This is a genomic window from Microbacterium sp. Ld4 (assembly GCF_045066555.1).
Taxonomy (GTDB): Bacteria; Actinomycetota; Actinomycetes; order Actinomycetales; family Microbacteriaceae; genus Microbacterium.
The window spans coordinates 81856-94895 of the sequence record NZ_JBISHE010000010.1 but is presented as its reverse complement, the minus strand read 5'-3'; the positions used below and the strand labels follow the sequence as shown (position 1 = coordinate 94895).

Below are 13040 nucleotides of genomic sequence, written 5' to 3'. Positions count from 1 at the left end.
GCTGCCGTCGGCGGGGAGGCCATCCGCCATCCTAGTGGACCCGTTCCTGCCCACTTCCGGTGCGCCCGCTCACCTGAGGTAGCGACCGTGGACCCAGCCGACGCGGGTTCCGACGGTGACCTTGCGCCAGGCACCCTTGGATGCGGTGACGGTCACCGTCGTGCCCTTCTTGAGCGTCGTGATCTTCTTGCCTGCCGTCGACGCCGTGGCCCGGAGATTGAGCGCGGCCGTGGTCTTCTTCTTCGCCGTCGCGCTCGGCTTCGCTGCGGACGTCGACTTCAGCGTGTTCGCCTTCACCCAGCCCGTGTGCGAGCCGACCTTGACGGCACGCCAGGTCGCGGTCCCGTCGACGACGGTCACCTTGGTGCCCTTGGGAAGCGTCTTCACGGCCTTGCTGCTGCTGACGATCGCCACACGCATGACCGTCTTCGCGGATGTCTGCAGCGTGCTCTTCTTCGGCGCCGCGGGCTTCCGCGCCACAAGACGCTTCGAGTCGATCCATCCCTTCGCCGAACCCGCCGTCACGCGCGTCCACCCACTCTTGGTGGAGACGACCGTCACCTTCGTGCCGGTGAGAAGCGTCGAGACGACCTTGGTCGAGCCCGCCGCGGTGCGCAGGTGCACGGCATCCTTCGTGTACCGGACCTTGGAGGCGGCTGCCGGGGGCTTCGCCGGCGTGGGCTTCGGCGTGACCGCCGGCGGGGTGCTCGGCGTGGGCGTCACGGGCGGCGCCGGGGACGGCGTCGGGGTGGGCGCAGGCACTGCGGGCGTGGGAGTCGGCTTAGGAGGAACCGGGGAGGGCGTGGGCTTCGTCGGCGCCGGGGCGACGGTCGCAACCTTGAGGTAGTCGCTGTGCGCCCAATAGGCGGAGCCCGACACCGTGATGCGCCACCATTCGCCGAATGTGCCCGTCCGCGTGTAGGTCGATCCCTCGGCGAGGCTGAGACGTCCCGTCGTGCAGGCCGTCGTCGGCGCCTTGCGCGCATTCAAAGTCGATGCGCCCGTGACAGTCACCTTGCCACCGGCCTTGGCCACGCTCGACTCCGCGGGGACGGCGCAGACGTTGCCACCGGCCGGGCTGCCGGACGAGAGAGCGGAAGACGGGAGCCATGACGTCGCGGACCCGACCTTCACCCGGCGCCAAGACCCGTAGGACCCGGTGAGGGTGACCTTCGCACCCTTCGTCAGCGCCGTCGCACCGGTGCCGCATGTCGTCGTCGGTGCTTTCCGTGCCGTCGTCGCGCTCGCGAGCGAAACGGTGCCCGACGCGGTGGCGATGTCGGCCGATGCGGGAACGGTGCAGGCGGAGACGAGCGCCGGTGCGCCCTTCGACGGCGAAGCCCCCGGTGCGAACCACTGCACGTAGTAGTTGTAGAAGTTGCGATTGCCGTAGCTCGAGCACGCGTCACCCGTGGCATAGCCGGCCGCGAGCGCGGCGACGTTGGGCCGGTACGGCGTGTAGATGTACAAGTTGGCGGTCGCCTGATTGGCGATGTAGACCCGCGACGTGCCGCACGCGCTGTTCGGATGCCACTTGATCGTGTTGACCTGGCCGGCACGGTAGTTGTAGCGCGTGGGGTGGGAGGCGTAGACCTGCTGCTGCCGGACACCCAGGTAGACCTGGTTCACGAATCCTGCCGACGCAGCCGAGCATGGGGCCGTGTCAGGGCAGTTCATGCCCATCGCGGCGCGGTAAGCCCACTCCGCCGGCTTCGTCGCGGTAATCAGGCCCTGCTCTTTCTGCAGCATGACGAGAACAACCTGCGGGTTCAACCCGCAGGCGCGGCTGATCGTGACCACGATGTCCGCAGCCGACGCACCGCGCTTCGCGGGGATGGCGTTGCAGTAGGTGTCCCCCACCTTCGCCGGCAGATCTGCCACGAAGTTGCGCAGGCAGGCGGGGCCGGTCGTCGCTTTACAGGTGGGCACGCGCTGTTCGAGGAACTTCTGCACCTGCGGGGCCGTCATCGAGTCGGAGTCGAAGAACGCCTCGTCGCTGATGATCGTGCCGCCGTCGAGAATCGAGGACGGCAGGGCCGCTGCTCGAGCCGGCGCCGCGGGCACGATCGCGGCGAGAAGGGCGGCGGCGAGGACGATGACGAGCGCCATCGCCGAAGGCCGGTCGAGCCAGGCTCGCCGGACGGTCGGAGTGTGACGCATGTGATCAGTGTTACGGAAGTCGCGCCCAGATACCAGCCGAGACTGAAGTTCGTTCGATCGACACGCGGCGTGACGACGACTCACAACTCCGCGTGCAGCTGCCAGATCCGCTCCGCCGCGCCCGCCCAGGTGAACGCACGACCCCGGTCGGTGGCCAGCACGGACAAACGCTCGACCGCCTCGGTCGACGAGAGCGTGTCGTCGATTCCGGCGGCAAGGGCCGCCGGATCACCGGGAACGGTCAGGACCGCGCCGTCGAGAAGGATCTCCCGGTGGGTCTCGCTGTCGGCGCCAACCACCGGCACGCCGACGCGGAGCGCGTCGAGCACCCGCCATGGGTAGTCCCCACCCTCTGCGGCGGCGATGAATGCGACGGCGCCCGCGAAGACGGCAGCGCGGTCGGGCGCATCCAACCGCCCCCTGATGTGCAGCCGTCGCTCGGGGAGGCCCGCCGCCGAAGCGAGCTCGACGATCGCCGGTTCATCGCCGTCGGGCGCGTCGAGCACGACCACCGCGGTGTCGCGGCCGGTCGCCGCGATCGCCTCGAAAGCCGCCCGCAGATTGGCCGACGGTGCACTCGACCCGCTCGCGAGGAGGTACCCCTCGGGCAGGGTCAGGTCCCGTCGGCGACCGATCTCGTCGGACGGAACCCGGAACGACGAGGCGGGTGCGCCCGACACGACGCGGACGCGATCGCCCAGCGGAGCGATCTCGCTGAGCCGCCGCGCCAGGGAGTGCGTGGGGACCACGACGGCGTCGGCGTGTCGGACGGCGCGCTTGAGCATGGCTCGCGCCCATGCGACCGCAGCCCGGGGAAGCTCATCCGGGGTCTCCCAGGGCCGCAGATCCCACAGCGTCACGACCGTCTGATCGTGTTCGTGCACGCGATCGTGCCGGACGAGCGGCGCGGCGAGGGATGGGGAGTGGATGAGCCCCTCCCCCGCACCTCCCCGCGCGCCCAGCCGCCAGAGCGTCGCGACCGCGGCGCCCGGCATCGCCAGGCGGTCGACCCCGGCGAGCGACGGCATGGCCCCGGCCAGATCGGCATCGGCGTCGCTCGGGGCGATCGCGCGCACCTCGCACCCTCGCGGCGTGGTCGCGGCGAGCGCGAGCGCCACGTCGCGTGCGGCCTGCGTCGAGTCGGCGTCGCTGAGAGGTGTCGGCTGCTCGATCAGCACACGGAGGGTCGTCGTCATCGGGACTCCAGTACGGCCCTCACGGAGCCGGTGTCGGGGTGGGAGTGACCGGATGCAGGAGCGCGTCCGCCTGTTCCCGGACGCTCGCCCACTCCGCGTCGGTCGGGTCGTCGGGGTTGATGCCGGCGCCCTCCAGCGTGATCTCGAGCGTCTGCACCTTCTGCTCCTTGGCCTTGACGGCGAGGTCGACCAGGAACGGCAGGAGCGAGTCGGGGATGTCGGTCTGGACGAGGTTCTTACCCGCAGCCACGATGTCACTGAATCGGGCGAGGACGGTCGTGGGAGTCGCCTGCGACAGGATCGCGGTCTGCAGCTCCCGCTGGCGGCGCATCCGGTCGAAGTCGCTCGTGGTGTAGCGCGACCGGGCGTACCACTGCGCGGTCTTTCCATCCATCGTCTGCCGGCCCTCTTCGATCCACCCGGTGGCCCAGTCCTCCACCGGCTGGTTCTTGAAGCGGGGGCCGGGGCCTTCCGGAAGACGTTCCTTGACGGTGATGTCGACGCCGCCGAGGGCGTCGACGAGGTCGGCGAACCCGTGCATGTCGATGAAGACGTGGTACGGGATGTCGATGCCGAGGATCGCCTCCGCGGCATCCTTCGTCGCTTCGACGGCCGGTGTCGAGTTCTGCGCGGCGGCGTCGGGGTACAGTCCCTCGCCGCGGTCCTCCCGGCAGCTTTCCACGGCGTTCGTCAGCTGGTTGATCCCCGAACCCCAGCCGCACGACGGCGACACGTGGCCTTCGAACCCGTCGGGATAGAGGTCCTGCATGGGACCGGCGGAGAAGTTGGTGTGCCGGAGATCGCGGGGGATGCCGAAGATGGTCACGGCGCCGCTGTCCGCGTTGACGGAGACGACGGAGATGCTGTCGAACCGCATCGAATCCCGGCCCTCGCCGCTGTCGGCGCCGAGGAGCAGGAAGTTGTAATGACCGTCGGAGGGCTGCACGCTCGGCCCCGACGCGAAGATCGCGAGGCCCGACCGCAGCGGGGCGACGACCGACTGCGCGGCGTACGCAGCTCCCGCGCTCGGCACGAGGGCCAGCACGAGCGCCGCCGCCGTCACCGCGACACCCGTCCGTGCGGGAACACGGCCCAGTCGCGCGATACGCAGCGTGTCGACGGCCAGCACGATCCAGAGCACGGCGTACACCCACAGGAGAACCTGGGCCGCCGTGAGCACCCACCACGATGTGAGGATCGCTGTCAGCCCGGTGCGCCACACGAGCGCGGCCACGACGCTGATCACGATGAGCGTCCACATGACCAGCGTGGCCACGATCCCCACCCGGCCGAGTCGTCGGTTTCCGGCGAGCACCTGCGCCGAGCCGGGGATGAGGAAGTTCGCGCCGACGAGCCACCAGGCTCGACGGGACATCACGGACACCGATGAGGCATCCGGGTTGCGGAGAGGCCGCTCCTCGAGCAGGGGGCGGGATGCCGAGGGCGACGGGCGCGGCGGACTGGCGACACTCACGCGCGGAACCTCACAGGGAGTCTTTCAGTCGACGGTTCTTCTCTTCGACCTGCGTCTCGAGATCGGCGGCGTACGCCTCGAGGCGGGCCGCGACGTCGGCATCCGTGGCACCGAGGAGGCGCGCGGCCAGCAGTCCGGCGTTCTTCGCGCCGTTGATCGACACGGTCGCCACCGGGATCCCGGCGGGCATCTGGACGATGCTGAGGAGGGAGTCGAGCCCGTCGAGCGTCGCGAGCTGCACGGGGACGCCGATCACGGGAAGGGTCGTGACGGAGGCGAGCATGCCCGGCAGGTGCGCCGCCCCGCCGGCACCGGCGATGATCGCCCGCAGCCCCCGGTCGCGCGCCCCGCGCCCGTAGCGCAGCAGCTTGTCGGGGGTCCGGTGGGCGGAGACGACCTCGACCTCATGCGCGACGCCGAAATCGGTGAGCACCTGGGAGGCGTCGCTCATCACGCGCCAGTCGGAATCGGATCCCATGACGACGCCCACGAGCGGGGACGAGGAGGAGTGCAGCGGGCGGTTCACTCGACCAGGGTAGGCCGCGCGCCTGGAGATCACCGGAGCGGCACGGGTCAATCGCCGAAGAACGCCGCCGCAGCACGGGCCTGATAGCAGACGTCGTCCAGGTCGTCGCCGGCCACGGTGACGTGCCCGACCTTCCGGCCCGGGCGGGGCGCCTTGCCGTAGGTGTGCACCTTGGCGGAGGGATGCGCCTGAAACGCGGCGGGCATGCGGTCGGCAAGCGAATCGGTCACCGGCCCGCCGAGGATGTTGACCATCACGGCCCACGGTTCGCGGAGCGCGGTGTCACCGAGCGGCAGATCGAGCACCGCCCGAAGGTGCTGCTCGAACTGGCTCGTGACGGAACCGTCCTGCGTCCAGTGCCCGCTGTTGTGCGGTCGCATCGCGAGCTCGTTGACGAGCAGGCGCTCGTCGGCGGTCTCGAACAGCTCCACGGCGAGCATCCCGGTGACGCCGAGACCGGTGGCGATCGTCTCCGCGATGTCGGCGGCGACATCGGCCAGCCGTCCGGCGGCGTGCGGGGCGGGGGCGATGGCCTCCGCGCAGACACCATCGCGCTGCACCGTCTCGACGACCGGATAGACGACGACCTCTCCCGAGGGCCGTCGAGCGACCTGCTGCGCGAGTTCGCGCGCGAAATCGACGAGCTCCTCGACAAGGAGCGCATCACCGGCGGCCAGTCCGTCCAACCACTCCGCAGCCTCGGACGACGACGACACCACGCGCACGCCCTTGCCGTCGTAGCCGCCGCGGGGCGTCTTCACGACCGCGCGACCCCCGTGGTCGGCGAGGAAGTCGTCGAGCTCCGCGGCCGTCGCGACGGCGGCCCACTCGGGCTGGGGCATGCCGAGCTCGGCGAGCCGGGCACGCATCTTCAGCTTGTCCTGCGCGTAGAGGAGGGCATCGGGTCCGGGATGGACCTGCACCCCCGCGGCGACGAGTCCGCGGAGGACGTCCTGGGGCACGTGCTCGTGATCGAACGTGACGGCATCGAGTCCCTCGGCGAAGGCGAGGACCGTCTCGAGGTCGCGATAGTCGCCCACGGCGGTCGCGGCCAGTCCTGCGGACATGCCCGGCTCCTCGGCCAGCACCCGCACGTCGAGGCCGAGCTCGACGGCCGGCGCGATCATCATCCGAGCCAGCTGTCCTCCGCCGACGATTCCCACCTGCAGTGCCATCGTGCTCCCTCCGTCGGCTCCATCTTCGCGTACCGGGGGCGCGAGTCCGTCATCCGTCGGAGCGGGCGACCGGAATGCTGTGCGAATCGCGGTGGGCGAGGATCTGGCTGACCTCGATCTGGTCGGCGAGCGTCTCGTGGACGAGCCGCACCGAGGGGATGTCGACGAGCCGCATCGGCGCGTCGACGCCGTTCGCGAGCGACAGCGTTCCGCTCCCCCACAGACGTTGCAGCGGGCCTCTCCGCTCGGAGATCGTGTACCCGCGCTGGTGCGACACGTCGGTGCGTCCACGGCTGACGAAGCCGGCCCGCTCGATCACGCGTCGTGTCGTCACGGTGTACGTGTGCGAGAGCCAGCGGAGGTAGGGCAGGACGACGAGGAGCAGGACGACGCCCCCCGCGGCGGCCCACAGCATCCAGTCCTCGAGAGGGGCCGGCAGGTTGCCCGTGAAGTATCCGACGGCGCCGGCGACGGCGATGAGCACGAGGGCCGGCCAGAGCATGCGTCGGGCGTGCCGGCGCAGACGCGCCACAACCATCTCGGGCGACGTGCTCCCGGGTGCGGGAGTGCGTGGACGCCCGGAATACGCGGTCGGCTGGGTCACCCTCTCATCATGACGCGCCCGGCCGACACGAGGCGCGTTCGGTCGGGCGTGTCAGCGGACGTGCACGACGTCGCCCGCGGCGACGGCGTGCTCCGCACCGCCCGCGACGACGATGAGTCGGCCGTCGCCATCGAGGCGCGCGGCGCGGCCCAGGAGGGTCGTGCCGCCCGGAAGAGAGACGGACACCTCAGCGCCCACCGTCGCGCAGGCCGCGGCGACGCGCTCCCGCAGCTCGTCGAACCCGGCGCCGCCCACGGCGAGCGCGGCGACGCCGTCGCGGAGCGCCGCCAGGTAGTCGGCGAGCAGACGGTCCTCGTCGACCTCGGCTCCGAGCGCCGCGAAGGACGTCGCCGTCGGCACGGGCAGCTGCGACGCCGTCATCTTCGTGTTGACCCCGGCTCCGACGACGACCGCCTGCGGGTCTGCGGGCGAGACCTCGGCGAGGATGCCGCTGATCTTGAGGCCGCCGACGAGGACGTCGTTGGGCCACTTCAGCGCGACATCCTTCCCGCTCAGCTGGGCGGCGACGGCGGAGGTCATGGCGGCTCCGGCGACGAGCGGTATCCATCCCCGCGCGGCCGTCGGCACGGCGCCCACGCGCAGAAGTGTCGAGACGGCGAGCGCGGTTCCCGGCGGTGTCGTCCACTCGCGGTCGAGGCGTCCGCGGCCGGCGGTCTGGTCGCGGGTGACGACGACCGCCAGGTGGGGGTGGCCATCGGGCTCGCCGACCACATCGCGGAGAAGCTTCGCGTTGGTGGAGTCGACCGAGTCGACCACGTGCAGGCGGGGGCTGATCTCGGCGGCGAGGGGGTAACCGTGCTCGGAGTGCGACATCCCGCCACCCTACGCCGCGGCGATGCCCCGGATGAGAGCAGCGCAGGAGGGATGCCACAGCGGATCGGCGCACTGGTTGTCGCGTGTGTCCAACGATCGTGGGGTGCCGCTCGCTAGGGTGGAACGCGTGACCGATCAGCCCGACCTGTCCACGACCGCCGGCAAGATCGCCGACCTGCGTGCACGCTATGAAGAAGCCGTCGTCTCCGCCGAGAGCATCGCGCGCGAGAAGCAGAGCAAGAAGGGGAAGCTGACCGCGCGTCAGCGGATCGAGCTGCTGCTCGACCCCGGCTCCTTCGTCGAACTCGACGAGTATGTCCGGCACCGGACGACGGCGTTCGGCATGGACCGCTCGCGTCCCTACGGCGACTCCGTCGTGACCGGAACGGGCACGATCCACGGGCGCACCGTCGCCGTGTACTCCCAGGACTTCACGACCTTCGGCGGCTCGCTCGGTGAAGTGGCGGGCGAGAAGATCATCAAGGTGATGGAGCACGCGCTGCGCGGCGGCATCCCGATCATCGGCATCCTCGACTCGGGCGGCGCCCGCATCCAGGAGGGCGTCGTCGCTCTCGGCAAGTACGGCGAGATCTTCCGCCTCAACACCGCGGCATCCGGTGTGATCCCCCAGATCTCCCTCATCATGGGCCCGGCAGCCGGCGGCGCCGTGTACTCCCCCGCCCTCACCGACTTCGTCATCATGGTCGACAAGACCAGCCAGATGTTCGTCACCGGCCCCGACGTCATCAAGACCGTCACGGGCGAGGACGTCGGCATGGACGAACTCGGCGGCGCGTACACGCACAACACCCGATCGGGCGTCGCCCACTACCTCGCCGAAGACGAGGACGATGCGATCGACTACGCCCGGACGCTCATCGGCTTCCTCCCGGACAACAACATGTCCGACGCTCCGACGTACGAGAGCGCATTCGAGTTCGAGACGACCGACAGCGATCGCACGCTCAATACGGTCATCCCCGATTCGCCCAACCAGCCCTACGACATCCACGACGTCATCGGCCACATCGTGGACGAGGGCGACTTCCTCGAGGTGCAGCCGCTGTTCGCCCCGAACATCGTCATCGGCTTCGGCCGCATCGAGGGCCGCACGGTCGGCATCATCGCGAACCAGCCCAAGCAGATGGCCGGCACGCTGAACATCGACGCGGGCGAGAAGGCCAGCCGCTTCGTGCGGTTCTGCGACGCGTTCTCCGTTCCGATCCTCACCCTCGTCGACGTGCCCGGGTACCTTCCCGGCACCGATCAGGAATGGACCGGCGTGATCCGTCGCGGTGCGAAGCTCCTGTACGCCTACGCCGAGGCGACCGTCCCCCTCGTGACCGTCATCCTCCGCAAGGCCTACGGCGGCGCGTACATCGTGATGGGCTCGAAGCAGCTCGGCGCCGACATCAACCTCGCCTGGCCGACCGCCGAGATCGCCGTGATGGGCGGACAGGGCGCCGTCAACATCCTCTACCGGGGTGAGATCAAGCGCGCCGAGGAGGCGGGCGAGGACGTCGCCGCCGTGCGCACGCGTCTCGCCAACGAGTACACCTACAACGTGGCGTCGCCCTTCCTCGCCGCCGAGCGCGGGGAGCTCGATGGCATCATCGAGCCGGCCGCGACGCGCGTGGCAGTCGCGAAGGCGCTCCGCGCCCTTCGGGGCAAGCGCTCGACCCTGCCGGCGAAGAAGCACGGGAACATCCCGCTGTGACCGAGTCGGATGCCGTCGACGTCGCGCCCGTCCGGGTCGACGTGCTCCGGGGGACCCCGACCCCCGAAGAGCTGGCCGCCGTCGTCGCCGTGGTCACGGAGTCGTACGTCCAGGAAGCGTCGGGCGCGCTCGCACCCGAGACCTCTTCGTCTGCGTGGCACGCCTCGGCTCGAGGTCTTCGCTCGCCGCTGCGCCGGGATGTGCCCTGGGGGCGCTTTTCGGGCTGATGCCCTCGAGGCCGACGATTTTGTCCCCCAAAGTACCTACAGACAGCGGGTGGCGCGGCGGCGAGACTTATACCGCTGGAACGCTTCTGCGTTCGGCTCATCCGTATCCCTCAGAACGCGGATGGGCCATGCGAGTCGGTTTTCGGGTAACCGCTCGCTAGGCGAGGGGCGGGCGGCTTCGCCGCCCCTCGCCTTCCTCTTCCCCCTCGGGCCCTTCGCCCAGGGGATGCGAGATCTCGCGCCACAGGTCGACGACCTCCTCGCCGTCGGGGTCTTCCTCGGACCGCGACCGGCCGACAACGGTCACGGCGACGCTCTCGTGCGGTGACGTGCGGATGTAGATCCGATCGGACTCGGCGCCTTCGAGCACGTTCGCGAGGTCGGCGCGGATGCTGTCGAGCGCATCGCCACTGGCCCCGTCGAGCCCGCCCTCGTCGAGGACCGTCACGATGCTGCCGCGGCTGCGCGCTTCGTGGAGCCGCGCTCGGACGGATTCGTCCAGAAGGCGAGGTCCCCGGAGCTCGTCCCGGAGCGCACCCTCAGCGAGGCGCGCGCGCTGGCGCTCGGTGTCGTCGAGACGACCCTCCTTCTCGATCGTGCGAGTGAGCACGGGCCCCGCGACCTCGAGGGCGTGCTGCACGCGGACGCGCCGCTCACGTCGCCGCCCCTCCTGCGTCGCGAGCCATTCCGACGAGCGCCGCTGGATCGCCGCGAGCTCGGCCTGGTCGACGCCGGCTCGATCGACGAGGGCGCTGAGCAGTTGCGCCGTGACGACCCAGACGGCCGCCCCGACGACACCGACGGTGAGAGCTTTGATGACACCGATCCATGCCGTCGCGGTGACGGCAAGGGCGATGACCCCGATCCAGGCGATCACAGGACGACGCCGCACCATCACGATCGTGAGGAGAGCGCCGACTCCGCCGAGCGTCCACGTGGCGAAGCTGTCGGTAAGGGCGGCGGGCCCGACCGCGTACCAGGTGGCGGAAGGGACGGCGACCGTCGCGATGAGCGCGAGCGCGCCGGCCCAGAGCGGGAGCGGGCGATCGCGGCGGAGGATCTCCTCGCCGCCCGGCGGACGCCGCCCGGCATCCCACAGCACGCACAGCCATGTGACGGCGAGGTAGAACACGAGAGCCGCGAAGAAGACGGGCGGCTGCTCGACCGGCGAGGTCCAGAAAAGACCCGCTGCCGCGAGGTACGCGGTGAAGACCAGTCCGAGGACCGTGAGTCCCGTGTGCACGCGTCCGCTCATCGGCTCCGCTCCCAACGCAGTTCGACCACCGTGCCCCTGCTGGAGCTCTTCACCGATGCCTGGCCGCCCACCGCCGCGACCCGCGCCACGATGGAGCCCCGGATGCCGAGGCGGTCGACGGCGACATTGCGGGCGTCGAACCCCTCGCCCTCGTCGGAGATGCGGACGATGACGCGCAGGTCGTCGACGGCGACCTCGGCGCGGATGCCCACGCCGTAGGCATGCTCGAGGGCGTTCACGATGGCCTGCGCAGCAGCGAGGACGAGCGCCCGCGCGACCCGCCCGGGAAGCGGAGCGGTGCGCGGGGCGATCGCGGTGCGGATCGGGATGTCGACCCCGTGCGCGCTTCCCGTGTCTCGGATCCCCTCCACGAGGAACTCCGCCTCGACGGGGGCGTCCGGGCCCTCTTCGGCATCCCGGTCGGCATTCGCGAGCCGGGTCAGCGCCTCCCGCGACATCGCCACCGCCAGGTCGTGCTCACGGGGAGTGTCGGCGCGCTCGACGGCGATCAGCGCGGCCAGGACGCTGTCGTGCATGAGCGCCGCCACGGACACGCGCTCCTGCTCTGCGGCCGCCGCAGCAGCCGCCGTCGCGTACGAGCTCACCGCGGCCTCGCGCGAGTGGTCGAGGTCGGCGGCGAGCCGGCGCAGCATGTAGGCCACGAGGATCATCACGACGGCGAGGATGACCGCGAAGACCACGTCCCGGCTGATCTTCAGCGCGGCATCCGGTCCACCGCCCACCTGGATCATCCGGGCGACGCCGTAGAGCAGCGGGATGCCCACCGCCCACGCGCACTGCAGGACGAGGGGGAAGACCAGCACCGAGGCGACGATCGCGACGTTGAGCAGGTACCAGATCCAGGGTTCGGGCGAGGAGAGCGCCGCTCGCCCCACGGTCGCGACCGGCCAGAGGATGAGCGCGACGGGAAGGGCGACCGCGAACGCACCCGCGAAGATGCGGACGAGGAAACCCGTCACTCCGGCGAGGATCATGAGCGCGAGCGGGACGAAAACGATGACGACCAGGGCGATCCGCCACAGCGGCGGCTCCTGATCGGAGGTCAGCGCATTGGCGAACGCCTGGGCTCCCATGGCGATGGAGCCGACGCCGACGACGAGGCCGAGGATGCGTTCGATCCGGGCACGGGTGAAGACGGTGGCGTCGGGCGGAACACCGAAAGGCACGGCGACCGGATCAGCGCTCACGTCGACCTCCATTGCCCTCGGCGACGAGCCCGTCCTCCATGGCGCGCCGCAGCAGATCGACCTTGGTCGGTGCCGGCCGCCCCACTTCCACGTACTTGACCCGCACGCGCGTGATGTTCTCCTTCGCGGTCGAGTAGGCGACGCCGAGCCGCTCTGCCACGGCCTTGAGCGGCAGGCCGGCGGCATACAGGCGGAGCACCTCGCGCTCGCGCACGGACAGCTGGGCGTCGGCGAAGGCGCGGTCGCCGTCGATCGCCGAGGCCCACTCGACGTTGTCGAGACTCTCGCCCCGTGCCACGGTGTCGATGGCTGCGATGACGTCGCCGATGCGGGAGGCCTTGCTGACGACGCCCGATGCGCCCGCGACGAACGCCTCGCGCACGGCCGCGGCCCGGTCGGCCACGCTGTGGATGATGACGGGCGAACCGTCGTGCACGACGCGGGTGACGTTCTCGGTCACCGTCGAGCCGTCGCCGAGGGTGAGGTCGAGGACCACCACGTCGGCCGGCTGGGCCTGGGCGAACACGCGCCAGTCGAGATACGCCGCGACGCTCTCCCCCGAGAAGACGACGGTCGCGCCCTCGGTGCGCAGGAAGGCGGCTTCGAGCCCGAGCCGCACGGACTCGTGATCGTCGATGAGTGCCACCCGGGTCATGCGGACAGA

12 protein-coding genes are annotated in these 13040 nt (G+C 70.6%); 2 read left to right on the top strand and 10 right to left on the bottom strand.

The features are described 5' to 3' along the window. Positions 1 to 69: 69 nt before the first annotated feature. The 7 genes from ACJJV7_RS06210 to ACJJV7_RS06180 form a co-directional block, all read right to left on the bottom strand. Positions 70 to 2160, bottom strand: coding sequence for an SH3 domain-containing protein (locus ACJJV7_RS06210; RefSeq protein WP_405373176.1), 2091 nt, complete (start codon positions 2158 to 2160; stop codon positions 70 to 72). Positions 2161 to 2240: 80 nt separating this feature from the next. Next, on the bottom strand, positions 2241 to 3356 hold the full coding sequence (locus tag ACJJV7_RS06205) for a glycosyltransferase (protein ID WP_405373174.1): 1116 nt from the start codon (positions 3354 to 3356) through the stop codon (positions 2241 to 2243). A 19-nt stretch (positions 3357 to 3375) separates the two neighbouring features. Then, positions 3376 to 4830, bottom strand: a complete 1455-nt coding sequence (locus ACJJV7_RS06200) for an LCP family protein (RefSeq protein WP_405373172.1) — start codon at positions 4828 to 4830, stop codon at positions 3376 to 3378. Positions 4831 to 4840: 10 nt separating this feature from the next. Next, positions 4841 to 5308: a 5-(carboxyamino)imidazole ribonucleotide mutase gene (gene purE, locus ACJJV7_RS06195; protein ID WP_405373525.1), complete on the bottom strand. Its 468-nt coding sequence runs from the start codon at positions 5306 to 5308 to the stop codon at positions 4841 to 4843. 95 nt (positions 5309 to 5403) lie between these two features. Next, positions 5404 to 6531, bottom strand: coding sequence for a 5-(carboxyamino)imidazole ribonucleotide synthase (locus ACJJV7_RS06190; RefSeq protein ID WP_405373170.1), 1128 nt, complete (start codon positions 6529 to 6531; stop codon positions 5404 to 5406). Between the two features lie 49 nt (positions 6532 to 6580). Then, a complete protein-coding gene (locus ACJJV7_RS06185) occupies positions 6581 to 7135 on the bottom strand; it encodes a PH domain-containing protein (protein WP_405373169.1) in 555 nt (184 codons plus the stop codon). Positions 7136 to 7186: 51 nt separating this feature from the next. Then, positions 7187 to 7969, bottom strand: a complete 783-nt coding sequence (locus tag ACJJV7_RS06180; protein ID WP_405373168.1) for a biotin--[acetyl-CoA-carboxylase] ligase — start codon at positions 7967 to 7969, stop codon at positions 7187 to 7189. Positions 7970 to 8096: 127 nt separating this feature from the next. Between ACJJV7_RS06180 and ACJJV7_RS06175 the strand changes: the two genes are divergently transcribed. After that, the gene (locus ACJJV7_RS06175) at positions 8097 to 9686 is read left to right on the top strand and encodes an acyl-CoA carboxylase subunit beta (protein ID WP_405373166.1); all 1590 of its coding nucleotides are present in this window, start codon (positions 8097 to 8099) and stop codon (positions 9684 to 9686) included. Then, on the top strand, positions 9683 to 9913 hold the full coding sequence (locus ACJJV7_RS06170) for an acyl-CoA carboxylase subunit epsilon (protein WP_405373164.1): 231 nt from the start codon (positions 9683 to 9685) through the stop codon (positions 9911 to 9913). The genes ACJJV7_RS06175 and ACJJV7_RS06170 overlap by 4 nt, the downstream gene beginning before the upstream one ends. A 157-nt stretch (positions 9914 to 10070) precedes the next feature. On the opposite strand, the gene ACJJV7_RS06165 is transcribed toward ACJJV7_RS06170, so the two are convergent. The 3 genes from ACJJV7_RS06165 to ACJJV7_RS06155 are packed head-to-tail and all read right to left on the bottom strand — an operon-like array spanning position 10071 to position 13031. Continuing rightward, complete coding sequence (locus ACJJV7_RS06165) at positions 10071 to 11168, bottom strand: hypothetical protein (protein WP_405467829.1); 1098 nt, start codon at positions 11166 to 11168, stop codon at positions 10071 to 10073. Further along, positions 11165 to 12376 carry an ATP-binding protein gene (locus tag ACJJV7_RS06160; RefSeq protein WP_405373160.1) on the bottom strand — a complete coding sequence of 404 codons (1212 nt, stop codon included), beginning with the start codon at positions 12374 to 12376 and terminating at the stop codon, positions 11165 to 11167. The genes ACJJV7_RS06165 and ACJJV7_RS06160 overlap by 4 nt, the downstream gene beginning before the upstream one ends. Continuing rightward, the gene (locus ACJJV7_RS06155) at positions 12366 to 13031 is read right to left on the bottom strand and encodes a response regulator (protein ID WP_405373158.1); all 666 of its coding nucleotides are present in this window, start codon (positions 13029 to 13031) and stop codon (positions 12366 to 12368) included. The genes ACJJV7_RS06160 and ACJJV7_RS06155 overlap by 11 nt, the downstream gene beginning before the upstream one ends. Positions 13032 to 13040 lie beyond the last annotated feature (9 nt).